The sequence below is a fragment of the Streptomyces sp. NPDC003284 genome, assembly GCF_053589675.1.
In genome coordinates this window covers 160896-184166 of the sequence record NZ_JBSFSI010000016.1, presented here as the reverse complement: position 1 = coordinate 184166, position 23271 = coordinate 160896, and the positions used below count along the sequence as shown (strand labels likewise).

Here is a 23271-nt window from a genome sequence, read left to right as displayed (position 1 = left end):
GCGCCGCCGCTACGCGGCGGACACATCGCCACGCTCCGCGCGGCGAGCCGGCGACTCCGTCACCGGCTTGGGCCAACTCCGTTGGCCCAAGCCCGAATTGCACCGCAATCCGGGCTGCAGAAATTCGCTCCGCGAATTCCTGTGGCTAGCTGGCGGAAGGCGGATGTCTGCTTCAGACTTTCTTACGCGATTCTGAAACTCTGCCAATTCTGAGCAGGATTGGCAGTATTGACCGGATTGGTCCTTCGGACTCGTTTCCATGACAGTTCCTGAATCAGAAGAGGAACACCGTAAGGACTGTCCCGTAAATAATCTCCGATCCACCTCGGGCAAGATCTTGACGGGACAGCCTTTAGGCATCGGCGATGGTCGTCCCGCAGTTCCGGGGCTCATTCAACGCTGTGGCGCTCCGGTGGAGGGCCATCTGGGTTCTGGCGGTACCCAGGGGCGCACGTCGACAGCGATTCCGCACCCGCGCACTCCGGCTCATGCGACCAGCCCGCTGCCGCATCCGGTGTGAGGAATGCCCGGCGTGTGCCCCTTGCGGGTGGCAACGGCGCCCTCCGCTGGCCGCTCGCCCTTCAGCTCTGCGATCGTCGTCTGCGAGCGGCCGTCCGCCGCTCGCAAGTCACCGAAGCACGCGAGGAGTTCGCGCCATGGCTGGAACCGTCATCGCCCCCTATGCCCAGGTCGCAGCTGTCGTCAACAAGGACGGCACGGTGGTCCGGTCCAAGGGCGTGGTGGAGATCAAGCGCACCGGCGCCGGCCGGTACTCGATCACCGTCAGCGACGACATCGCCCTCGACAAGTCTGTTCCCATCGTCTCCCTGCGTCAGGACGCTGACTGGGGCAGCGAGATCTACACCCGGGTACCCAACGGAGCCGATGTCGATCTCACCTTCTCCGTGCTGACCGGAGTCAACGGCACCGCCACCGACGAGCCCTTCCACGTCATCGTCCCCTGACCCCCGTACCAACCGCCACAGGCCCCCGAGCCACACGGCCGGGGGCCTGTGCGTCTGTTGCCTGCCGCGCCGCCCTCGAATACGACGGCAGCATCCGTGTGGGCCGACCTCTACGGGAGCGCTGCGGGACGCCTCGTGAGGCCCCGAGCCCCCTCGTGGAAGGGGCTCGGGGCCTCATACGTACCGGCCGCGTGACTACCGTGACTGATGAGACGTGGACGCCGGCCGGGTGGCGCTGCGCTCCAGGCGCGACACGGAGATGGGTCCGGCGTTTCCGGAGGTCGTGACCATGCGGCTGCCGGGTGCGACGGCGCTGGACGGCAAGCTGGTCATAGGGGATCCCCCGCCTGGCGTTCGATCGGTCGGAATGGAAGGCGTACTCTTCAAACAGCTCACCGACACCTACAAGCCGTCGGCGCGGGGCTGAGAGAAGCACAAGGTCCGCGAGACGAGCGAAGCGACCGTCGGTGCGGTCATCGGCGCCCTGACTGGGGAAAACACGCGGAAATGTCGCACAAGTCAGGACGTCTGGGTGCAAGGCTGGGCTCGTGATCAAAACTCAGGATCTGACTCACCAGACCGTTCGCGACTTCGTGACGGCATTCAACGACCAGGACGACGACAGACTGCCCCACCTCGCCCCGCACTTCACCACCACCGCCGGGAGCCTTCAGGAGCTGCGCTCCCACTTCACAGCCTTCGTCGCCGTGGCCGAGCGGGACGGCGGACTCACCCTCGACGGCTTCGCCGCCAAAGGACCTCGTTTCGCGTCGGCCCGGTGGGAGTTCACGGTCGACGACGACTGGGTGGAGAAGCTGAAGATCACCCCGGATGTGCCTGTCGATTCCGACCGGATGCACGAGGTCATGGAGGAGCTGCGGGAGAACATCCCCGCCCGTGCCGCCCAAGCCGCATTCGCCCGCGTCACCGACAAGGAAGGCCGCACCCATCCCAAGGGCACGGTCCGCCGCCTGCGGCTGGGCGAGCACCTGCTCGTGCACCGCTGGGAGAAGGGGGCCTGCGGGGACATCGACTGGATCGTCACCTCCGAGAAGGCCGACGCTGACGTCTTCCGGTTCGTGCGCAGTCCTTCCTCCGGCGACCACGACGACCGCGGCGGTGGCGCCCGGAAGTATTGCAGTGTCTCCTCGCACCTGGAGCTCAAGCTCGGCTGGGACGGGGACGGCTACCAGAAGGCCACGGTCTCGTACTGGGCGAAGCCCTACTACTGGGATGCGGTCAAGTGGTACGGGGAGGACCGCACCCTGAGCGAGCAGTACGTACCGAAGGTCACCGGAACGCTGACACTGACCGGGCCCGACGGAACAGCCGTCAGCACCGAGCCGATCACCGTCAGCGGCGGTCAGCCGCCCTACGAGCGCACCTTCTCCAGGGAGTTCGACCTCGGCCACCTGCCCCCCGGCACCTACACCCTCACCTTCGGCGACGCGCAGAAGACGGGCGGATCGACGGCCGCCCGAGGGCAGGACTGGGTCAAGCTGTCCGACCACTCCGTCGCCTTCACCATCGGCACCTGACCACTTCGCTAGTTGGCCGAGATCCACCCGCCTCCAGGTACTCCCGCCTCAGCTTCGCAGTGGGAATACGGGACTTCGCATGTCCGCGGTGCCGGGGCTCATCCCTGTCGGCCGCCGGTCGCTCAGCGTTCGACAATCTACTGTCGGGTGGGGGACGGTGCGCTGCTGCCGCTGTAGGAGGGCAGGTCGGCCACCAGTTTCGTGAGGACCGGGTCGCCCGCGTAGCGGCGCTCGTGAAGCTCGGCGATCTTCCGGGCTATGTCGGGGTCGTCGCTGTCGGTGGTGTCGTAGGAGACGAAGGTTTCGAGCAGGGGCAGGCCGATCCGGTCGGTGTGGGCGTGCGAGGGGGCCATCAGGTACTCCCAGTACCCGTCGAGGTCTTCGAGGACGAAGACGGCGCCGCACTCGAACGCGCCGCCGACATCTCTGCCGACGACGTATCGCACGACCGCGTCGATCGACTCGCCCTGATTGCGCAGGCTCGCAAGGGCCTCCTCGCGCTGCTCGGCGGTGACGGATTCCTTGAAGGCGAAACGGTTGTGGTGGTAGATCATTTCTCTCCCCTGGCTTTCGGACGATCGGCGAACGGACGGTGTCCATGGGGGTGTGCGGGCGGGGCGGACCAGTAGCCGAGCAGCGCAGACACCGCCTGTTCGGCCAGGTGCAGGGCGCGGTCGAATCCGACGTCCTCGATCGACCCGATGCCGGCGAGACCGTGCAGCGTGCCCCACAGCAGATCGCAGGCGTCGTCGAGGTCGACCGGCTCGGCTCCGGACTCGGCCGCCCACGCACGGACGATGCGCCGGGTGAAGGCGAGTACTTCGGCTGCGGCCGCGCGGCGGGTGGAAGCGTCGATGTCTGTGCCGGTCCCGCCCGACACCAGCTGATACGGACCAGGCTGCGAGCGAGCGAACTCCAGGTATGCAGCTGCCGCCAGATACGGGCCCCGCGATGTCGGCCCCTCAGCTACCGCGGACCGCATCCGCTCCAGCAGGTCGGCGTTGGCCCGTTCCAGCAGCGTGCGCAGCACGGCCTCTTTGCTCGGGAAGTGCTGGTAGATCACCGGCGCGCTGTAGCCGATCTCGGTGGCAATCCGCCGGATCGTCACGGCCCGCCAGCCCTCGGCCTCGGCCATTCGGCCGGCGGTGTCCAAGATCTCGGCGAACGTCCGCCGACGAACCTCTTCCCGCTTGCCCATCTGAACCCCTAACGGCGTTAGATTATCTAACGCCGTTAGTATTTTCCTCGATCTCACCTCTGTCAAGTGGAATCGGCCCAGTCCCCGTGATGGCCCGTGCCGTCGGAGACCAACCGCGCGGAGCGGCTCCGCCGCCTCTCGTTCGGGGTGAGGTCGCGACGGCCGGTCGCTTCTCCCCGACCGTCCCACCGTCCCGTCACGCCGGGCAGTGTCTCCGCAGGTCAGTCAGTGGGACGTCCCAGAGGTACGTCATTTTCGCGGCGCCTGTGGGAGCCCTTGCTCCTCGCCCGGCAGTCTCGTTGGCAGGCCGACCCGGTGCGGTCGGCCCGCTCACGCCCCAGAGAGGGAAAGGGAAATAGCATGCACATGACCAGGAAGCTTGCGACCGCGGCCGGCGGTGTCCTGCTGACCGGTGGTCTGCTGGCCGGAAGCGCGGGTGCTGCCAGTGCGGAGGTGGCTCCGCAGGCGGCGTCGGACTGTCCGTCGACCTACTTCTGCGTCTGGTCCGGGTCGAACTACACCGGCCACATGCAGAAGGTCTCAGGGACGAACCCGGACCTGACCAAGTACTCGGTCTTCCAGTCCTTCAAGTCGTGGTACAACCATGGCGCTTCCTGCAACTTCAAGTGGTACTCGGCGAAGAACTACGGCGGTTCCAGCGGGATCGTCACGAAGGGGCACAAGGAGTCCGACAGCAAGGCCCACTACATCAAGTCCAACAAGTGGGCCTGCTGACCACCGGACCGCAACCGCAAGTAGGCGGCGCCCCAACGGGGCGCCGCCCTCGATCCGTTGCGCAGCGGGCTGCGGCGGTCACCACGTCGAGACCGGCACCGCCTTCCAGCGAGCCGTTCTGCTTTTGCCTGGCGGACTCGGCGGGACCAGGGCATGGCAGACATGATCACCTTTCACCGAAACTCCTCATAGTCGGGCGTGTCGGAGGCTGTCGAAAGGCCGGAGCAGGTGGGGGCGCGGGAAGACGCCGGGGCGTACGGACTGGTCCGTACGCCCCGGCGTCTTCTGTGGAGCGACGTGGCGGACCGGTCAGGCCCAGCAGCCGTTCACCGTCGCGGCGAGGCCGTCCATGGCGTCCTTGATGCCTGCCGGGTCGGCTGTGGAGTTGTTCTCGATGAACGAGAAGACCCGCCATTCGCCGTCCGCGGTCTTCGTCACGCCGCTGAGCGCGACGGCACCCGTGAGCGTGCCGGTCTTGGCGTGCACCTTGCCCACGGCGCACTTGGAGTGCGCGTCGTCGAAGCGCCCCCACTCCGGGCCGAGGCTGGAGCCCGCCTCGCCGGCGACCGGCAGACCGTCCACGATGGAGGCGAGGGCCGGGGCCCGCGTGATCGCTTCGAGGAGCTGGGCGAGGGTCGCGGCGGGGATGCGGTCGGCGCGGGACAGACCGCTGCCATCGTGCATCACGAAGTTGTCCAGCGACACCCCGTACGAAGTCAGGACCTGGCGGACCAGGTCCACGCCGCCCTCGAAGGTGGCCGGCTTCCCCATGGTCACGGCGGTCATCCGCAGCAGGGTCTCGGCGATGTTGTTGTCGCTGGTCTTGAGCATCTTCTTGACGATGTCCGACAGCGGCCCGGAGGTGTGCTGCGCCACCGGTACGGCGGACCGGCTCGCCTGCGCGCGGCCGACCTCGCCGTCGACGGTGATGCCTGCCGCGGTGAGTTGCCCGGCGAACACCTTGCCGGCGTCGAGGGAGGTGTCCTGCACGGCGGCGCCGTCGACGACGAGCGAACGGACCGGCGTGACCTCGGTCGGGTAGTAGCCCTCGTTCCAGCCGTCGGCCAGGCTCGGCGCGGCGAACAGGCTGTCGTCGATCCTGACCTTGACGTCGGTCCGGCCGGCCGCCTTCAGGCCGGCGACTGCGGCCTTCGTCATGTCGGCCAGGTCCGCGCTGGTGAGGGTGCGGTCGCCGCCGCCGACGAGGGTGAGGGTGCCGTCGCCGTAGACGACCTTGGTGGTGAACCTGTGGTCCGGGCCGAGCAGGGTCAGGGCGGTGGTCGCGGTGGCGAGCTTGGCGTTGGACGCCGGCATGAGTGCGGTGGAACCGTTGTGGTCCCACAGGGTGGTGTCGGAGTCGCCGTCCAGGACGACTCCGCTGACGTCGGAGCCGAGGCGTGAGTCGGCGATGCGCTCGTTGAGGTTCTTGACGAGCTGGGCGTCGTCGGCGGTGAGGGTGCCGCCGGTCCGGCCGGTGTCGACGTCGTGGGCCGGGCTGCCCGCGGTGACGGTGTTGCCGTCTGCGGCGAAGGCCGAGGTGCCGGCCAGCGTGGCGGAGGCCACGGGGACGGCCAAGGCGAGGACGAGGGAGCGGCGCGTGCCTATACGGCTCACTCTCGCCTTACGGTGCCGGTGGTGTCCGGACGGGGTGAAGGAAGGGGCGGGGGTTTCGTCTGGCGTACCAGTCATAGAACGCGTCCAAGTGTCTACTGTGTGGTTCTGTGCAGGTGGAACGGCGCGCACGTTACCAGCCGTCACATGTGTGTTCTGGGCGCGGGGAAAGCGGTTGTGAACGAGTTGCAATGATGTGTGACCGGCGTGAAACGAGTGTGTCCGCCTCATGTGGGTGTGCGGATCGCGGTCTGGGTGTCGGCGATGTTCCTCACTCCCAGTCCCAGCGGATGCCCAGGAGTCCGCGAGCGGCTTCCTGCTCGAAGAGGTGCACGACGCCATGGGCGTTGAGGGTGAGTTCGGCTGTGAGAGCGGGCGGTACGGAGACGGAGGTCTGGGTGAAGCTGTGGCACCGTACCGGAAGTGCGGTGCGGTCGAAGCCGATGTGCAGGGCGTAGGGGCTGCCGGCGAAGAGGAAGGCGCGTGAGTATTCCTGGGACGGTTCGCCTGTGCCGTCCTGGAAGTGATAGCGGACCATGGTGGTGTCGCCCACTCTCAACCGGGTGTCGAGGAGCAGTTCGGCTGCCACGAGGCCCGCCTTCTGGTTTCTGCGTATCCGGCCCGGCCGGCAGTTCACGAAGCCGGTGATCTGTACGCGTTCGGTCGCGCAGCCGTGTTCACCGATGTGGACGGCCAGATAGCGGTCCACGCCGTCGCGGTGGGCGCGCAGCACTTGCTGCGACTCGCGGGAGGCCAGGCGTCGTTGGGCGTCGATGGTCACGGTCTCGGACTGCATCACGGTGTGCAGTCCGCCGTCCTGCGGGGCTTCCAGCTCGGCCAGTACGTCTCCCATGCCCGACCCGACCAGCGTGCTGTATCGGCGGCCGGCCGGGTGTGCCAAGGTGTCGCGCGGTTCCAGGAGTTGACTCAGCGCCTGTCCAGGCAGGTTGAGGAGGTCCTCCAGGGCGGCGATGGCGCGCAGCGACTGCCGTCGGCCCGGGTGACGGATACCTCGTTGCCAGTAGCTGAGTGTCGTGACGCTCACGGTGATGCCTCGTTCGGACAGTCTCTGCCGGACCCGGTGCAGAGCCAGCCCGCGGGCGGCCAGCGCGGTGTGGAGGGCGAGGGAGAACGGTCCTGTGCGCAGTGCTTCCTGCAAGTGGACTTCGCTCGCAGCACGGTCGGCTGTGGTTCTGCCGTCGGAGAGGGCCACGTGCTTCCTCCTGCCTTCGTTCCCGGCCGGTGCGCGGTGTGGATTTTCACTGCCGCCTTCGAGCCGGAGCCGGGGCGGCAGGCCAGGGAGGACGCAGTGTAGGCCACGGTGTTCACAAACGCAGGCGTCCGTGTTCACTTCGCCGCCGCCTGGACGGAATCCGAACGTTGACCGTGGACCGTCATGACCGGATGCTCTTCGGCAGACGCCCGGACGCACTCCCCGCGGGAACGGCCGGGCACTCCCCACTCTCCGTCCCCATCAGGGAGAACCGGTCTCATGTCATCCCATTCACAGCGCTCGTGCCTGTCCCGGTGGCGGCGCGGCCTGACCGCATCGTCCCTCCTGTTGGCCGCCGTGCTGTCGGCGACCGCCCTGTCGGTCACCGGCGCCTCCGCCGCCGACTCCCCTCACACCGCGGCCAGTTCCAGGAAGGTCCTGGACTTCACCGAACAGGTGCAGAGCAAGGACAACTGGTGCTGGGCGGCCACCGGCGCGTCCATAGCCGCGTACCAGGGGCACTCCGTCTCGCAGAACAGCTTCTGCAACGCCGCCTTCGGGAGAAGCCAGAACAGCACCTGTCCCAACGACCAGGCGACCCTCGGCAACGACCAGAGCGCCTACCGATGGCTCGGCATGGCCCCCGGTACCTACATCAACGGGACCATCAGCTACTCCAAGCTCCAGAGCGAGATCGACTACAACCGCCCCGTGCAGACCCGCATCGCCTGGTCCTCCGGCGGTGGGCACATGGAGGTGCTCTACGGCTACGACACCTCCACCAACTTCGTCTACTGGGGCGACCCGTGGCCCGACGACTACCGCTACAACTGGTCCTCCTTCAGCTACTACCGCGACAACGGCGACTTCACCTGGACCCACACGCTCTACGGAATCGGAGCGTGACCTGATGGCCGCCCGGATCCCCCAGACCGCCCAGACCTCCCAGACCCCCGAGACCATCGAGGCCGCCGTGACGCGCCGTCCCTCCACGAAGCGCGCCGTGAGTGCCGGCGCACTGACCGTCCTCGCACTCGGCCTCGCCATCACGCCTGCTTCCGCCGGCTCTCCCGACCACCGTGCTCCGGGGAACTACACCGCCGCGCAGCTCGCCGCGGCCCGGACTGCCGCCACCACCGACAGCACCGTCACCCTCCTGGACAACTACTTCGCCCATGCCCCCGTGCGGGGCGCCGCGCACGCCGTCCGGACGGGGCAGAGCGCCCCTCGCGCGGTGGGCCGCAGTGTCACCGTCAGCTCGCTGAACCCCGCCTTCGTGGCCGGGGAGTCCGGCGCACCGGTCGCCAGGCCGTCCTTCGTCGCCACCGACTTCGTCTCCCCCACCGGCCAGACGGCCACCGTGCAGACGGCCCTGACGGCCAAGGGCTGGCAGATCGTCACCATCGCGAGCGGCACCGACGAGTCCGACTTCACCGCCAAGGCGCAGGGCAGGGGCACGGTCTTCCGTGAGCCGCAGATCAACGCCTGGTACACCGTGCGCGGTGACGAGATCCTGCCGCTCAACACCGAAGCCCGTGCGGTGGTCGGCCCCTCCGGGACATCGCTGGCCGTCTACTACCACCACGTGCACAGCGCCTACGGTACGAGGCTGCCCGGCTCGTCCTACGACAAGAAGGGCATGGCCGGCGGGTTCGGCGACGCGGCGGCGGACGCCGCCGCACGGAACAGGTCCGCCGACACCACCGCGCCCGGCAAGGCCACCCAAGCCACGGCGACCGGCACCACCGGCCATGCGTCCGGCAACAGCGCTACGACGCTCCTGGGCCCTCGTGGCGGCAGCCGCTCTGGGAGGCGGCGCCCTCGTCGCCCGTCGGCTGCGCCACTCCCGCTGACCAACACACACAGCACCCCTGACTTGCCCGTGGGGTGCCCTCGGACGCACCGTGCGGCAGCGAACCTGTCCGAGCGCGAGCGGGTCCCGACGACACATGTCAGGGCCCGCTTTCGGTACGGACCGCGGCCCGGCCGGCTACCGCCTCAGCGATACTTCGAGCTGCTCGCAGTGATCAACGGCTGACCGGCCCCGCAGAGCCCGGCACCGGCGTTCGACTGGTCCGCCCAGGCCGCCCGCGGTACCGCAGTGCCTCCGCGGGCAGGCGCCGGGGCCGGGGCCGGGGCGCTCCCCGGATACCGGGCCCTGTCCGCAGGTGCCCCCCCCCCGGCTGGAGCAGTGCTGGTGGCCGATGCGGGGAGCGCGCCGGAGGCTGAGCAGGTACGACGGCTCAAGCCGCCACCTTCGCGGGCGCCGGAAGCAGGAACCGCTGATGATCTTCATGCTGCCCCTCGGCACCGACGAGTGGCCGGTCGCCGTCGCGGGCGTCGGCAGGGCCGCCCGCCCGGATCCGGTTCCGGGACGGTCCGGTGCCGTCCGGCGTCACGGGTAGGTGCCGTGGCGGAGGCGGCGGAACCGACAGGGGCGAGCGGCGGCGCGAGCGCGGACCGGGACGACGGCGGGGTTGCCAGGTCGGTCGACCGCAAGGGCGGCCCCGGACACACGGTCCTGCTGGCGCTGCTCCTCGCGATTCCGGTGGTGAAGGTCGCGTACACGGTCGGAGGCGGCGGGGCGGCGCGCGACGTGTTCGTCGGCATGGAACCCGCGAACTGGCCGGACGTCCTCATCGGCATGGTGCTCACCGATCCGCTCCTCGCCTGTGTGCTGGCCGTCGTCGTCTCCCGGGTCGTGTTCGTCCTGTTCGCCGGGCGCGGCGCGGTCCCGGTGGGCGGCGGATTCCTGCGCGGGGTCCAGCGGGCCGCGCTGACCGTGGTGAATCCGGTCGCGATGGGAGTGGCGGAAGCATGTTTCTTCGGTCCCCTGTGGGGTCTGGGCACCGGGCTCGCCGCCTACGCTCTGCGCAAGGGGGTCGTGGTGGAGTACCGCACCGGCAGGCGCCGAGCGCACCGGCAGGGTCCGGGACGGCGGACGGCGTCCGGGTCCACCGGTGACGGGGGCGGGTACCGGCCGTCGTCCTGGATGCGCCGGGCGGCGGCCCTGGAGCAGTGGGTGGCGCTCGGCCTGACCACCGTCGCGCTCCCGGTGCTGTTCTTCGTCTCGGCGCTCGACGGGCAGGCGTGGACCTCGATCGTCCGCTGCCGGGTCACCGACGGCGTACGGACCGAGACCAATCGTCTGATCGAGCTGGGCCGCAGAGGAAACGGCGTCGTGGGCTGGAACCTGGACGCTCGGGAGATCTCCAACGGGCTCGACTGCACCGGTGAGGAGAGTCTGTACGTGCGCGAGCCGTGGTGGCACCGCTGAGTCCGCGCCGTTCGCGGTCCGGTGCGTTCGACCAGCGCCTGGTCGGCGACGTGGGACTCGGCGTAGGTCCGTTGCCCGGCGAACAGCGTTGCCAGGTGGCGGACTTCGTCGGGTCTCGGCAGTTCCCGGGGGGGGCGAACGCGGTGTCCGCGTCACCGAATCAGATGCCGATGGCGGTGGCGAGGGTGCCGATCGGGGTGGCTCCTCCCGCGCGTGTGTCGCGTGGTGTCCTGGCTCCGGCCGTTACTCTCAACAGACCTGCGACGAGGACGAGGAGGCGGTCGTGTGCCTCAGGACCGGTCGGCCGAGGGGAGCACGGCCCCGGCGGCGGTGGACCAGGAACGGCGGCTGCGCCGGGATCTGGGCTTCTGGGGGCTGACGGCGATCGCGTTCTCCAACATCGTGGGTTCCGGGTGGCTGTTCGCGGCGATGTACGCGGCGCAGACGGCGGGCCCGGCGTCCTTGCTGTCGTGGGTGGGTGCCGGGCTGCTGTGCGTCCTGGTGGCGCTGGTGATGATCGAGCTGGGCGCCTCGCGGCCGGAGGGCGGCGGCACGGTGCGCTGGCCGCTGTACGCCGGAGGGCGGCTCGTGGGCACGCTGATCGGCTGGTCGGTGCTGCTCTCGGTGGGCGGTACCGCGGCGGAGATCAGCGCGATCATGCAGTACGCGGGACACTACCTGCCCGGGATCTACCGCGGTGGTTCCCTGACCGCCGCCGGTCTCGGTGTGGCCGCGGCGCTGAGCATCGTCCTGACGGTGCTGAACTGGTTCGCGGTGCGGTTGTTCGCCCGGCTGAACAACCTGCTGTCGGTCTTCAAGATCGCGGTGCCCGTCGTCACGGTGGTGGCGCTGCTGGCGTCCGGCTGGCACGCCGGGCGCCTCACCGACCACGGCGGATTCGCGCCGTACGGCTACGCCGCCTGTCTGTCGGCCCTCGCCGGCGGCGGCATCGTGTACTCGGTGAACGGCTTCCAGGCGCCGCTGGACTTCTCCGGCGAGACCCGCGACCCACGGCGCACCGTGCCCGCAGCGGTGCTGACGGGCATCGCCCTGGCCGTCGCGATGTACCTGGCGTTGCAGGTCGCGTTCCTGTTCACGGTGCCGGAGGGGGCGCTCGGGCACGGCTGGCACGGCGTGGACTTCGACTCGCCGTTCGGCCAGCTCGCGCTGCTGCTCAACCTGCACTGGCTGTCGGTGCTGCTGTACGCGGACGCCGTCGTCTCGCCGGGCGGTTCGGCGTACGTCGGCGTCGCGCTGGACGCCCGGCACACCTACGCGCTCGCCAAGAACGGCACCCTGCCGCGCTGGTTCATGGCGGTGGAACCGCGCTCGGGCATCCCGCGCCGGGCGCTGGTGCTGAACCTCGCGGTGATCGTGGTGTTCCTGCTGCCGTTCGGCGGCTGGCAGCACATCGTGAGTGTGATGGGCGACATGTATCTGCTGACCTACGCGGCCTCCGCGGTGGCGGCCGCGGTGTTCCTGGCCGACCCGGACGGCGGCACCGCGGGCTGGGTGCCCGGACTGCGCTGGATCGCTCCGGTGAGCTTCACGGTGGCGGCCGAGTTCGTGTACTGGTCGGGCTGGCACGATCTGCGGCTGGCGCTGCCGCTGGTGCTGGCCGGGCTGCTGGTGTTCCTCGCCATGCACCGCGGCGCCATGGCGGGGCGGCCGCTCGCCGCGGAGCTGCGCACGGGTGCGTGGCTGGTGGTGTTCCTCGCGGTGCTCACTCTCCTGTCCTGGCTCGGCTCGTTCGGCGGCTCCGGACGGCTCCCGGCTCCGTGGGACTCACTGACGGTGGCGGCGTTCGCCTTCGCGGTGTTCTTCTGGGCGGTACGGTCGGGCACGAGCTGGCTGCGGGAGTCCCGGCGCATGGGCGGGGGCGCCCTGCCCGGAGCGGCGTCACCACCGGGTCCGTCGCCGCGCCCGTAGGCGGGGGGTGAGCGTGGCACGTCGGCTCCTCCGCCGGGGTGCGCCTACTCGTCCGGTGGACCGACGGTGTCCGGACGTGCGCTGTGGTCGGGGTGTCCGCGCGTGCGGCGCCGCTCCTTCAGTTCCGCCTCGTACAGGTGGTCCCTGCCCTCGGCCAGTTCCCGGCGTGCGTCGGCCTCGGTGTCCTTGAACGGCTGGTAGTAGGTGGCGTTGTAGGCCTCGATGATCTGGAACGTCCAGTGTCCCGGGATCACGTTGCGGCCCAGGATCTCCCGCTGGACCCGGTCCGCCCACCCGGGGTGGCCGGCCTCCCGCAGCAGTTCCACCGCGCGGTCCAGCGTGAAGTCCGCGCCTCCCGTGAGCTGGTGGAAGGCGTAGAGGTGGCCGCGGGCGCGTTCGGTCGTCTCCAGCGCCTCCGACAGCGCCCCCAGGGCGCGGACGAGGGTGTCCGACACTCCCGCAGGGCGCAGGTGCGCACCGTCCGGGCCGTCGCCGTGCTGAGGTCTCATGCCTCACCACTCCCCCGCCCAGCGGAGCCGCGCACCAGGGGTCAGCCGCCCGGACCGCACGGACCACCCACGCGGTGGACCTCGCGGTCCGGGCCCCCGAGAGCCTCGTACGGCCGTCGCCTACCGCAGCCGGGCCGCCAGGATGGCCACGTCGTCCTTGCCGTCCGGGGGGAAGGCCGTCATCAGCGCCTCGCACATCGCTTCCGGGCTCGCGGGGCCGCAGGCCACCGCCTCGCGCAGCGACACCAGCGCCTTGTCCAGGTCGACGCCCCGGCGCTCGATCAGGCCGTCGGTCACGAGGACGAACTCGGTGCCGGGGGTGAGCGGCACCTCGGCCGGCGGGGGGTGGGGCATGTCCATGCCCAGGAGCGGGCCGTGTTCGTGGTGGAGCCAGGTGCGGCCGTCGCTGTCGCGGAAGACGGGCGGGATGTGGCCGGCGTTGGAGACGCGGAGCACACCCGCCGTCCGGTCGACCTGGATGATGCACAGGGTCGCGGCGCGGACGGGCTCGTTGATGGCGAGCACCTTCTCCAGCCGTACCTGGATCTGGTCGGGCGCGTGTCCGTCCAGGGCGTAGGCGCGCAGCGCGTGCCGTACCTGGCCCATCACCATGGCGGCCTCCAGGGAGTGCCCGGCCACGTCGCCGACGGCCAGCACCAGCCCGTCGGGCGTCCGGACCGCTTCGTAGAAGTCGCCGCCGATCTCGGCGTGCCTGCTCGCCGGGTCGTAGCGCACGGCCAGGTCGATGCCCTCGGGAGAGGGCAGGGCCTCGGGCAGGAAGCTGCGCTGGAGTTTGAGGGCGAGCGCGTGTTCCTCGTCGTAGGAGCGCAGCGCCTCCAGGGCCAGCGCGGTGGCGTGGGCGAGCTGGGTCAGCAGGTCGGTGTCGGCGGGGGTGGGCACCGCGTCGGCGGGGACGACGACCGCGGCCGGGGGGCGGCCGGGCTTGGTGCGTGCCAGGGCGATCGCGCGGGTGCTGTGCGGCTGTCCGCCGGTGTGCGGGGCGGTCCAGGAGTCCGCCACCGTCTCCACGGCCGCTCCCACGGCGGCTCCGAGCACGTGCCGTTCGAAGATCTCCGCGGGTACCGCGGGCGCCGGGCCCCTGTCGGCGGGCTGCCCGGGGGCGGGGGCCGCGTGCTGGATCGTACGGCCCTCCGGGTCGCTGAGGACGACTGCGGCGGCGCAGCCGAGCACGGCGGCGGTGCCTTCGGCCGCCGTGCGGGCCAGGGCGGTGGCCGACATGGCCGAGTACAGTCCGAGCGTGGTGCGGTTGAGCAGGCCGAGCCGTTGCGCCAGGGTCTCGGCGCGGCGCCTGGCGCGGGTGTAGCGCAGGGTCGCCGTGACGGTGGCGAGGAGTTCGCCGGGGGCTATCGGTTCGGTGAGGTAGGCGTCGGCGCCCCGGTTGAGCCCCTGTGTCCGGTCGGATGCGCTGATCGCCGACGCGGAGACGTGGATGACCGGCAGCGATGCCGTGCGCGGGTCCACTTTGATCTGCTCGCACACCTCGAAACCGGTCATGTCGGGCAGCCGTACGTCGACCAGGACGACCTCGGGCGGCGCTTCCGGGTCGGCGGCGCGGGCCAGTCCCTCCTGGCCGTCGGCGGCCTCCACCACCTGGTGGCCCGCGCGGCGCAGGGTGGTGCCGAGCACGTAGCGGTTGGTCGGGTTGTCGTCGACGAGGAGGATCAGTGCGGGCTTCTCGTCGGGCTGCCGGGGGATCGTCATGGTGGCGGCGTGTCCTTCGTGTCCTTCGAGTCCTTCGTGTCCGCCGGTTCGGCGGCCGTGGTGCGGCCCTCGGCGGCGGGGCGCAGGCCGAGGGCCTCGGCCAGCCGCTCGGCGGTCAGGTGGGTCTTGCTGAGCACCGCCCGTGCCCGGCCGAGCCGGGCCCGGTCGATGTCGGAGACGCCCATGCTGGTGAGGACGACGACGGGTACCTGAGCGAGCGAGGGGACCGCCGCGATCTGCTGGAGCACCTGGTAGCCGTCGGGCGGTGGCATGGCGAGGTCGACCAGGACGGCGTCGGGCAGCGTGGTGCGGATGGTGCGCAGCGCCTCGACGCTGCGGGTGACCTCGGTGGTGGTCTCCGCGAGCCGGCCCAGCGTCGGCCGGAGCGTGCTGAGGAAGACCGGGTCGTCGTCGATGATGACGACGCTGCGCAGCAGGGGCTCCTGCGGCAGCGGGACGGGCCCGGCGTGCGTCGGGGCCGCGGGCAGTTCGACGGTGACCTCCGTGCCCTGGCCGAGGCGGCTGGTCAGGGTCAGTGTGCCGCCGAGCAGTTCGGTGAGTTTGCGGGCGTAGGGCAGGCCCAGGCCGGTTCCGGAGACGTGGCGCTGGTGGGCGCCGCGTACCTGGTAGAACTCCTCGAAGACCTGCTCCACCTTGTCCTCGGGGATGCCGACGCCGGTGTCCGTGACGGTGAGGACGGCCCATGGGCCGTCCGGCCGCTCCTCGGCGCGCGCCGTGAGCCGGACCGTGCCGGAGGCGGTGAACTTCAGGCTGTTGGAGAGGATGTTGCGCAGCACCCGGGTGAGCATCACCTCGTCGGTGGTGAACGGGCCGGGGAAGGTCGTGTCGGCGATGTCCAGGGTGACGCCCTCGGCGGCGGAGGAGGCGAGGGTGCCCCGCAGCTGGTGCAGGACGGTCCGCAGGTCGACGCGGACCAGCTGCGGCTCCAGCCGTCCCGACTCCGCCTTCGCGGTGTCGAGCAGCTCTTCGACCAGGGCGAGCAGGGTGCTGCCCGATCCCGCGATGAGCGACACCTGCTGGTGCTGTTCGGCCGTCAGCGGATCGGCGTTCTCGTCCAGCAGCAGCCGGGCGAGGGAGATCACCGCGTTGACCGGGGTCCGCAGCTCGTGGCTGACGTTCGCCCAGAAGCGTGTCTTCGCGGCGCTCGCCTGGCGCAGGCGGCGGCTCTTGTCCTCCAGGTCGGCGTAGAGGGCGACGACACCGCGGTTCGTCTCCTCCAGCTCGGCGGACAGCTCGGAGTAGAGCGCCATCACGCCCGCGTTGGTCTCGTCCAGTTCCTTGTTGAGGCGTTCCAGTTCCTCGGCGCGGGCTCGTTCGTCCTGAAGCGCCTGGAGAAGCTGGCTGTTCTGCCTGCGGAGCTCCTCGCTCATATCGGGGCCGCGCAGACCCGCCAGTTCCGCCGTCACCCGCTCCGCGGCCTCCTCGGCGGTGAACGGGGCGGTCAGGTCCTGGCCGATGAGCAGACGGCCGGGGCCGTCGGTGCAGAGGTCGAGGAGCCTGTGCGAAGCGGTCAGCAGGTCGTGACTCGGCGCTTGGTCCCCCTTCCAGAGATAGCGGACGGCAACCCGGTGGGGCTGCCCGGCCAGGCGGACGAACTCGGTGACCAGACCGGCGGAGCCGAGGAGTTCGGCTCCCGCCTCGCTGGCCAGAGTCACGAGGCGGACGCGCTTCGCTTCGCCGAGCTCCAGGGCCTGACACACCGCTTGCCCGTGACGGCGGAGTTGAAACAGATCGTCCTGCCTGGTCAACTGCATCCGGGCGAGGATGCGTTCACGGTCGGCGGGGTCTCTCGCCGGCCCGGGGTTCACGAAGTCGCCGCCTTGAGGACCAGGACGCCGATGTCGTCGCGGCGCGCGCCCGCGTCCCGCAGGATCTGCGCGGCGACGACCGTGGGGGTGCGGGCGAAGAGGCCGGGGAAGGAACCGGGCGACCAGCGGTCGTTCAGCCCGTCCGAGTGCATGACGAGGACCGCGCCGGGAGCGGCGTCGGCGAAGACGCTCCGCGCCCGCGGCAGATGGGCCCCGACGATGCCCGGCGACGAGAGCAGGGAGGACCTGCGGCCGTCGGAGACCAGACAGGTCGTGGTGTTGCCGACGCCCGCGAACTCGATCTGGCGCCCGGGGAAGTCGACGCGGACCACGGCGACCGCGGCGCCCCGGGTGCCGCGCAGGGCGCGGTGCATGTCTTCCAGGACGGCCTGCGGGCGGGTGCCGCGGCTCGTCCGGAAGGCCTCCCGCGCCACCTCGCCGGCCCGCGCCGCCTGCGGGCCGTGGCCCAGCCCGTCGCACATCATGGCGAGGAGGGGGGTGGTGGCCTCGGCCCCCTCGGCGGGTGTGTCGGCGTACCGCACGGCCCAGGTGTCCCCGCACATCTCCTCGCCGCCGATGGGGCGTGTGAGGCCGCCGATCTCCACCCCGGAGGCGCAGGCGGCGCCTCGGCCGTCGGCGTGGAAGCGGGCGAGCAGGGCCGTGCCGCGACCGGCCAGGGTGTGGATGTCGAAGGCGTCCGCGAGCCGGACGATGGCGCCGAGGCCCACCCCGAGGGTCCCGGCGGAGGAGGCCCCGTCGCGCAGCGCCGCCCGGAGGTCGGCGATGCCGGGGCCGGTGTCCGTGGCCAGGATGTCCAGTGCCGCGTGTTCCCCGTCCAGCGCCACCCGCAGGACGAGGGCGCCGTCGACGGCGTGCCGCTGGAGGTTGGTGGCCGCCTCGGTCGCCACGATCTCGGCCGAGGCGACGCGGTCCTCGCCGATGCCGAGCCGGCGGGCCAGCCGCGCGGCCTCCCGGCGGGCCGCCATCGGCAGGCCGACGTCGACCCGGAGCCAGACGGTCTCGCCGGGTTCGGAGAGCAGCGGCGCGGTCACCGGGCCCACTTCACGATGGTGACCCGGGTCCCGCGTCCCACGCCGGTGTCCAGCTCGAACTCGTCCGCCAGGCGTCTGGCGCCGCTGAGGCCGAGTCCCATGCCGCTGCCGGTGGTCCAGCCGTCGGTCAGGGCCAGCTCCACGTCGGGGATGCCGGGTCCCTCGTCGGCGAAGAGCAGCCGGACTCCGGAGCGGCCGTTGCTCCAGGCCGCCTCGGCGTCCATCCGGCCCCCTCCCCCGTAGACGACGGTGTTGCGCGCCAGTTCGCTGGCCGCGGTGACGAGTTTGGTCTGGTCGACCAGGGACAGTCCGGCCTCCTGCGCGAGAGCGCGCACCAGTTGGCGCGCCTTGACCACACCGGCGCTCCCGTCGAGTTCGATCGACTCGGCCCGCCGCGCGGTGTCGCCGGGCATCAGGCGCGGCCCGGCTGCTCGGCGTGCACGGCGCGGCGAAGAGCCGCCAGGCCGGCCTCCAGGTTCAGGGCGGTGCGTACGCCGCCGAGGGTCAGCCCCAGTTCGACCAGGGTGATGGCGACCGCCGGACGCATGCCGACCACGACGGTCTCCGCGCCGAGCACCCGGGACATGGCGGCGACCGTGGCGAGCATGCGGCCGACGAACGAGTCGACGATCTCCAGGGCGGAGATGTCGATCACGACGCCGCGTGCCCCGGTGTCCACGATGCGCTTGGAGAGGTCGTCCTGGAGGTCCAGGACGGTGTGGTCCTCCAGATCGACCTGGATGGACACCAGCAGGACGTCCGAGATCTGGAGAATGGGGACGCGATCGGTCACAGGAGGCTCCCGCGGTTCTCCGCCAGCTTCTTGTCCCGCTCGATGGTGCCCAGCGCGTGCCGCAGGGCGTCGGCCAGGGTGCTCTTCGTCGGGATGTCGCCGAACTCGATCCCCAGGGCGACGATCGTCTGCGCGATCTGCGGGCGGATGCCCGAGATGACGCAGTCGGCGCCCATCATCCGCGCGGCGACCACGGTCTTCAGCAGGTGCTGGGCGACCTGGGTGTCGACCGCGGGGACGCCGGTGATGTCGATGATCGCCTGCGTCGAGTTGTAGTCGATCAGCGCCTGGAGCAGCCGCTCCATGACGACCTGGGTACGCGCCGAGTCCAGGGTGCCGACGAGGGGCACCGCCACCACGCCGTCCCAGAGCTTGACGACCGGGGTCGACAGTTCCAGCAGCTGGTCGGCCTGCGCGGAGATGATCTCCTCGCGTGTGCGCGCGTACGCCTCCACGGTCAGCAGGCCGAGTTCGTCCAGGACGCGGCTGAGCTGGAGGTAGGCGCGGACGTCCTCGGCGCTCCCGGTGAGCGACGGCTCCAGGACCTGCTTGAGGGCGAAGACGCTGATGGCCGTCTCGGTCGGGCTGAAGCCCTGCCGGGCACGGTTTCGGGACAGCTCCACCAGGAGGCTGCGGACCTCGGCGAAACCGTCGGCGTGCACGCTGAGTTCGCCGGTGGCGAGTCCGGCGCGGATGGCTGTGTAGAGGTCACGGAGTTCCCGCTCCACCTCGGCGGTGCTCAGTCGGCCCGTGAGCGACTCGCCCACCACCGTCACCCACTGGTCAACGAACGTCTCGCTGTTGCCGGTCAGCAGCTCCACCAGGCGCTGCGAACCACGGTCGTCGGTCACTTCCACGCTCCTCGCTGTAGACAATGATCGTACGGCAGACGGGTGAACCGCAGCGGCCCGGCGGGGCGGAGTCCGGCCGCGCGGTGTCCGGCACGGGATCTGCGGCTTCACGTTCTCATCACACCATCGGCCGCCGTCATCCGGCCCCGGTCGGAGCGGGTCCGTATCGCGGGGGCGGGGTGTACCGGCGGGAGCGGGGCGTACGACCGGAGCGGAGCGTACGACGGGAGTGGGGTGGCCCGGGAGGACCGGGAGGACCGGGACGCTCCGGAGGGTCGTCGGGCCGGGGGGACTCGGAGGACCGGGCGTCGCCGTCTTCTCCGGGCGGTGGTGGTGCGACCGCCCGGTCCGGTTTCCTGGCGGACCACGGGAGTGGAAGGGCGTCGCCGGGCAATGAGCCAGGGGTGACCCGCATCGCACTCGTCGCCCTGACCCTGACGCTCGGCCTGCTCGCGGCCCTCGCCGCGGTGGCGGCGTCGCCGTGGTGGTGCTTCGGCGCCGTGCCGCTCCTCGCGCTGGGTCTGCTGGGCACTCGGGACCTCGCCCAGCGCCGGCACTCGGTGCTGCGCAACTATCCCGTGCTGGGCCATGCCCGCTTCCTCCTGGAACGGATCCGCCCCGAGCTCCAGCAGTACTTCGTCGAGCGGAACTTCGACGGCCGCCCCTTCGACCGGGACGTCCGCACCATCGTCTACGAGCGGGCCAAGGGCACCGACGCCGAGCAGCCGTACGGCACCGAGCGCGACGTCCACCTGCCCGGCTACGAGTACCTGGTGCCGTCCATGGCCCCGCGCCGGGCGCCGCGCACACCCCCGCGCGTCCGGATCGGCGGCCCCGACTGCCGCCGCCCCTACGACATGGCGCTGCTGAACGTGTCGGCGATGAGCTTCGGCTCGCTGTCCGCCAACGCGATCCTCGCCCTCAACGGCGGTGCCGCGGCCGGTGGCTTCGCCCACGACACGGGCGAAGGGGGTCTTTCGGCGTACCACCTGCGGCCGGGCGGGGACCTGGTCTGGGAGATCGGTACCGGCTACTTCGGGTGCCGCACCCAGGACGGTGACTTCGACCCCGCCGAGTTCGCCGACAAGGCCGCGCACGACCACGTCAAGTGCGTCTCCCTCAAGCTGTCGCAGGGCGCCAAACCGGGCATCGGCGGTGTCCTGCCGGGATCGAAGGTCAACGCGGAGATAGCGGAGGTGCGCGGCGTGCCCCGGGGGCGGACGGTGATCTCGCCGCCGTACCACAGGCTGTTCTCCACCCCGCGGGAACTGGTCCGGTCCGTCGCCCGGCTCCGGGAGCTGTCCGGGGGCAAACCGACCGGATTCAAGCTGTGCGTGGGCTCGCGCCAGCAGTTCCTCGCCGTGTGCAAGGCCATGCTGGAGGAGGGCACGGCGCCCGACTTCATCGTCGTGGACGGCGGTGAGGGCGGCACCGGGGCCGCCCCGCTGGAGTTCGCCGACCATGTGGGCGCGCCCCTGACCGAGGGCTTGCTCACCGTGCACAACGCCCTGGTCGGCGCGGGGCTGCGCGACCGCGTCCGCATCGGCGCGAGCGGCAAGATCGCCACCGGCAGCGATCTGGTCAAACGCCTCGTCCAGGGCGCCGACTACGGCAACGCCGCACGCGCGATGATGTTCGCGCTCGGCTGCATCCAGGCCCAGCGGTGCCACACCAACACCTGCCCCAGCGGTGTGGCCACCCAGGACGCCCGGCGTGCCCGCGCCCTCGACGTCCGGGACAAGACCCCGCGTGTGCGGCGCTTCCAGGAGGCGACCGTGACCGGCGCCCTGGAGATCATGGCCTCCATGGGGGTCACCGACCCGGCCGGGCTGCGCCCGCACATGCTGCGCCAGCGCATCGATCCGCACACCGCACGCTCCTACGCGGAACTGTACGCGTGGCTGGAGCCGGGGCAGTTGCTCGACGAGCCCCCCGAGGACTGGGCGGCCGACTGGAGGGCCGCCGACCCCGACCGCTTCACCGTCTGACCCGTCGGCCCGCTGTCCGGCCGTCCGGCGTGCCGGTCGTCGTCCGACCGGCCCGGCCCGGCCTGCCGGTCGTCGTCCGGCCTGTTTCATCCGTCTGTCGTCTCACCTGGAGGATCGAAGTGGCCCGTACTGTCGCCCGTGTCATCGTGGACGCGCTGAGCGAACTCGGCGTACGGCAGGTGTTCGGCGTCGTGGGGGACGCCCTGAACCCCTTGACGGACGCCCTGCGCACCACCGAGGACCTGGAGTGGGTGGGCTGTCGGCACGAGGAGGCGGCGGCGTTCGCCGCGAGCGCCCAGTCGCAGCTCAGCGGCACCCTGGGGGTCTGCATGGGCACCGTCGGACCGGGCTCCGTGCACCTCCTCAACGGACTCTACGACGCGGCCAAGAGCCGTACGCCGGTCCTGGCCGTCGCGGGCCAGGTGCCGCTGAGCGAACTGGGCAGCGACTACTTCCAGGAGGTCGACAACGACGCCCTCTTCAGCGACGTGGCGGTCTTCCGCGCCACCCTCACCTCTCCCGACCAGCTGCCGCACCTGCTGGAGGCGGCGGTGCGCAACGCGATCGGCCGCAAGGGTGTGGCCGTCCTCACCGTGCCGGGTGATCTCGGCGAACGCGAGGTGGGCACGGACCGCGCGGCCCGCTTCTCCCTGAACCCGCCGGTGACCAGGCCCGAGGACGCGGCCGTGAGCCGGGCGGCCGAGCTCCTGGACCGGGCCGAGCGGGTCACCCTGCTGGTGGGGCGGGGCGCCCGCGGGGCCCGCGAGGAGGTGCTCGCCCTGGCCGACCGGCTGGCCGCGCCGATGGTCCTCACCCTGAAGGCCAAGGAGGGCTTCGAAGGCGACACCAATCCCTTCCAGGTCGGCCAGACGGGGCTGATCGGCAACCCCGCCGCCGCGTCCGCGTTGCAGGACGCGGACACGCTGCTGCTCCTGGGCACCGACTTCCCCTACCGGGAGTGGTATCCGGAGGGCAAGACCGTCGTGCAGGTCGACACGGAGGCGGCCCACATCGGCCGGCGCGTGCCGGTCGAGGCCGGTCTCGTCGGGGACACGGGTGCGACCGTCCGCGCCCTCCTGACGCACCTCCCCGACCGCGCCGACGACGCGGCCGGGGCGGACGGCCCGCGGGACCGCTCACACCTGGAGAAGGCACGCAAGCGCTTCGAGCAGTGGCGTACGGGCCAGGCGCGGCTGGCCGACCCGGCGCACGACAAGGGGCTCATCGGCCGCCTGCGGTCCTCCTTCGACAACCGCTCCGACGACATCCGCCCCGAGGCGCTGGCGTCCGTGGTGGACCGGCTCGCCGCGGACGACGCCGTCTTCACCTCCGACACCGGGATGGCCACGGTGTGGCTCTCGCGGTTCGTGGAGATGCGCGGGGAGCGCCGTCTGATCGGCTCCTACAACCTCGGGTCGATGGCCAACGCCATGCCCCAGGCCCTGGGTGCCCAGTGCCTCGACCGGGAGCGGCAGGTCGTGGCCTTCTGCGGGGACGGCGGTCTGAGCATGCTCCTGGGCGACCTGATGACGCTGAAGACCCACCGGCTCCCGGTCAAGCTGGTCGTCTTCGACAACCGCCGGCTGGGCATGGTCAAACTGGAGCAGGAGCAGGCCGGACTCCCGGAGTTCGGTACGGTCCTGGACAATCCGGACTTCGCCGCGGTCGCCGAGGCCATGGGCATCCCCGGCATCCGTGTCACCGACCCGGCCGACCTGGAGAAGTCCGTGCGCCGCGCCTTCGGCACCCCGGGTCCGGTGCTGCTCGACGTGCTCACCAACCCGGACGAGGTCGCGGTCCCGGCCAAGCCGACCGTCGAGCAGGGCTGGGGTTTCGCGGTGGCCAAGGTCAAGGAGATCGTCCGCAGTCACGGGGACGACGGCGCCGCCTGATCCCGCGCGACCGCCGCTGTCTCCGCGTCGCTACGGGTGCGCGTGGCGGCAGGATCAGTGGGCGTGGTCGTGATGTGGGGGGTCCCGCACGGGGCAGCCGGACCGGCGCAGCACCGGCGTCGTCGATGCCGATAACGAATGGGTAACGGCCGTGCATGCCCGGCGGGAT

General features: G+C 71.1%; 21 protein-coding genes. 10 read left to right on the top strand and 11 right to left on the bottom strand.

Annotated elements, in window-relative coordinates:
* Nucleotides 1-656 precede the first annotated feature (656 nt).
* The 3 genes from ACWDYF_RS28700 (at nucleotide 657) to ACWDYF_RS28690 (ending at nucleotide 2503) form a co-directional block, all read left to right on the top strand.
* Nucleotides 657-965 carry a hypothetical protein gene (locus ACWDYF_RS28700; protein WP_389469525.1) on the top strand — a complete coding sequence of 103 codons (309 nt, stop codon included), beginning with the start codon at nucleotides 657-659 and terminating at the stop codon, nucleotides 963-965.
* A 214-nt stretch (nucleotides 966-1179) separates the two neighbouring features.
* The gene (locus ACWDYF_RS28695) at nucleotides 1180-1392 is read left to right on the top strand and encodes a DNA ligase-like domain-containing protein (protein WP_389469522.1); all 213 of its coding nucleotides are present in this window, start codon (nucleotides 1180-1182) and stop codon (nucleotides 1390-1392) included.
* 166 nt (nucleotides 1393-1558) lie between these two features.
* Nucleotides 1559-2503: a hypothetical protein gene (locus tag ACWDYF_RS28690; RefSeq protein ID WP_389469520.1), complete on the top strand. Its 945-nt coding sequence runs from the start codon at nucleotides 1559-1561 to the stop codon at nucleotides 2501-2503.
* Nucleotides 2504-2640: 137 nt separating this feature from the next.
* Here ACWDYF_RS28690 and ACWDYF_RS28685 read toward each other — a convergent pair whose 3' ends face one another.
* Nucleotides 2641-3057: a Dabb family protein gene (locus ACWDYF_RS28685; RefSeq protein ID WP_389469517.1), complete on the bottom strand. Its 417-nt coding sequence runs from the start codon at nucleotides 3055-3057 to the stop codon at nucleotides 2641-2643.
* Nucleotides 3054-3701: a TetR/AcrR family transcriptional regulator gene (locus tag ACWDYF_RS28680; protein WP_389469514.1), complete on the bottom strand. Its 648-nt coding sequence runs from the start codon at nucleotides 3699-3701 to the stop codon at nucleotides 3054-3056. The genes ACWDYF_RS28685 and ACWDYF_RS28680 overlap by 4 nt, the downstream gene beginning before the upstream one ends.
* A gap of 366 nt (nucleotides 3702-4067) precedes the next feature.
* Between ACWDYF_RS28680 and ACWDYF_RS28675 the strand changes: the two genes are divergently transcribed.
* Nucleotides 4068-4436, top strand: a complete 369-nt coding sequence (locus ACWDYF_RS28675; protein WP_389469511.1) for a peptidase inhibitor family I36 protein — start codon at nucleotides 4068-4070, stop codon at nucleotides 4434-4436.
* Between the two features lie 309 nt (nucleotides 4437-4745).
* Here the strand turns inward: ACWDYF_RS28675 and dacB are convergent, their stop codons facing one another.
* Together dacB and ACWDYF_RS28665 are read right to left on the bottom strand one after the other, a co-directional pair.
* The gene (dacB, locus tag ACWDYF_RS28670; protein WP_389469509.1) at nucleotides 4746-6125 is read right to left on the bottom strand and encodes a D-alanyl-D-alanine carboxypeptidase/D-alanyl-D-alanine endopeptidase; all 1380 of its coding nucleotides are present in this window, start codon (nucleotides 6123-6125) and stop codon (nucleotides 4746-4748) included.
* A 193-nt stretch (nucleotides 6126-6318) separates the two neighbouring features.
* Complete coding sequence (locus ACWDYF_RS28665) at nucleotides 6319-7206, bottom strand: hypothetical protein (RefSeq protein ID WP_389469506.1); 888 nt, start codon at nucleotides 7204-7206, stop codon at nucleotides 6319-6321.
* 333 nt (nucleotides 7207-7539) lie between these two features.
* On the opposite strand from ACWDYF_RS28665, the gene ACWDYF_RS28660 reads away from it, so the two are divergent.
* The 4 genes from ACWDYF_RS28660 (at nucleotide 7540) to ACWDYF_RS28645 (ending at nucleotide 12466) form a co-directional block, all read left to right on the top strand.
* Entirely contained in the window at nucleotides 7540-8166 is a 627-nt protein-coding gene (locus ACWDYF_RS28660) for a papain-like cysteine protease family protein (RefSeq protein ID WP_389469503.1), read from the top strand.
* Between the two features lie 4 nt (nucleotides 8167-8170).
* The gene (locus ACWDYF_RS28655; protein ID WP_389469500.1) at nucleotides 8171-9298 is read left to right on the top strand and encodes a hypothetical protein; all 1128 of its coding nucleotides are present in this window, start codon (nucleotides 8171-8173) and stop codon (nucleotides 9296-9298) included.
* A gap of 372 nt (nucleotides 9299-9670) precedes the next feature.
* On the top strand, nucleotides 9671-10537 hold the full coding sequence (locus ACWDYF_RS28650; protein ID WP_389469497.1) for a hypothetical protein: 867 nt from the start codon (nucleotides 9671-9673) through the stop codon (nucleotides 10535-10537).
* A 285-nt stretch (nucleotides 10538-10822) separates the two neighbouring features.
* Complete coding sequence (locus ACWDYF_RS28645; RefSeq protein WP_389469495.1) at nucleotides 10823-12466, top strand: APC family permease; 1644 nt, start codon at nucleotides 10823-10825, stop codon at nucleotides 12464-12466.
* Nucleotides 12467-12510: 44 nt separating this feature from the next.
* Here the strand turns inward: ACWDYF_RS28645 and ACWDYF_RS28640 are convergent, their stop codons facing one another.
* The 7 genes from ACWDYF_RS28640 to ACWDYF_RS28610 all read right to left on the bottom strand — a co-directional run bounded on the left by ACWDYF_RS28640 (nucleotide 12511) and on the right by ACWDYF_RS28610 (nucleotide 19222).
* Nucleotides 12511-12975, bottom strand: coding sequence for a hypothetical protein (locus ACWDYF_RS28640; RefSeq protein ID WP_026252542.1), 465 nt, complete (start codon nucleotides 12973-12975; stop codon nucleotides 12511-12513).
* Nucleotides 12976-13095: 120 nt separating this feature from the next.
* Nucleotides 13096-14697 (bottom strand): SpoIIE family protein phosphatase, encoded by a 1602-nt coding sequence (locus ACWDYF_RS28635; RefSeq protein WP_389469491.1) that lies wholly within the window; start codon nucleotides 14695-14697, stop codon nucleotides 13096-13098.
* Entirely contained in the window at nucleotides 14694-16472 is a 1779-nt protein-coding gene (locus ACWDYF_RS28630) for an ATP-binding response regulator (protein WP_389469489.1), read from the bottom strand. Before ACWDYF_RS28630 ends, ACWDYF_RS28635 begins: the two co-directional genes overlap by 4 nt.
* Nucleotides 16473-16522: 50 nt before the next feature.
* Nucleotides 16523-17587, bottom strand: a complete 1065-nt coding sequence (locus ACWDYF_RS28625) for a SpoIIE family protein phosphatase (RefSeq protein ID WP_018567873.1) — start codon at nucleotides 17585-17587, stop codon at nucleotides 16523-16525.
* The gene (locus tag ACWDYF_RS28620; protein ID WP_018567872.1) at nucleotides 17575-17991 is read right to left on the bottom strand and encodes an anti-sigma regulatory factor; all 417 of its coding nucleotides are present in this window, start codon (nucleotides 17989-17991) and stop codon (nucleotides 17575-17577) included. The genes ACWDYF_RS28625 and ACWDYF_RS28620 overlap by 13 nt, the downstream gene beginning before the upstream one ends.
* Complete coding sequence (locus ACWDYF_RS28615) at nucleotides 17991-18371, bottom strand: STAS domain-containing protein (RefSeq protein WP_389469484.1); 381 nt, start codon at nucleotides 18369-18371, stop codon at nucleotides 17991-17993. The genes ACWDYF_RS28620 and ACWDYF_RS28615 overlap by 1 nt, the downstream gene beginning before the upstream one ends.
* A complete protein-coding gene (locus ACWDYF_RS28610; RefSeq protein ID WP_381744587.1) occupies nucleotides 18368-19222 on the bottom strand; it encodes an STAS domain-containing protein in 855 nt (284 codons plus the stop codon). Before ACWDYF_RS28610 ends, ACWDYF_RS28615 begins: the two co-directional genes overlap by 4 nt.
* A 404-nt stretch (nucleotides 19223-19626) precedes the next feature.
* Here ACWDYF_RS28610 and ACWDYF_RS28605 point away from each other — a divergent pair, with 404 nt between their 5' ends.
* Together ACWDYF_RS28605 and ACWDYF_RS28600 are read left to right on the top strand one after the other, a co-directional pair.
* On the top strand, nucleotides 19627-21210 hold the full coding sequence (locus ACWDYF_RS28605; protein ID WP_389469481.1) for an FMN-binding glutamate synthase family protein: 1584 nt from the start codon (nucleotides 19627-19629) through the stop codon (nucleotides 21208-21210).
* A 119-nt stretch (nucleotides 21211-21329) separates the two neighbouring features.
* Nucleotides 21330-23102: a thiamine pyrophosphate-dependent enzyme gene (locus ACWDYF_RS28600; protein WP_389469479.1), complete on the top strand. Its 1773-nt coding sequence runs from the start codon at nucleotides 21330-21332 to the stop codon at nucleotides 23100-23102.
* Nucleotides 23103-23271 lie beyond the last annotated feature (169 nt).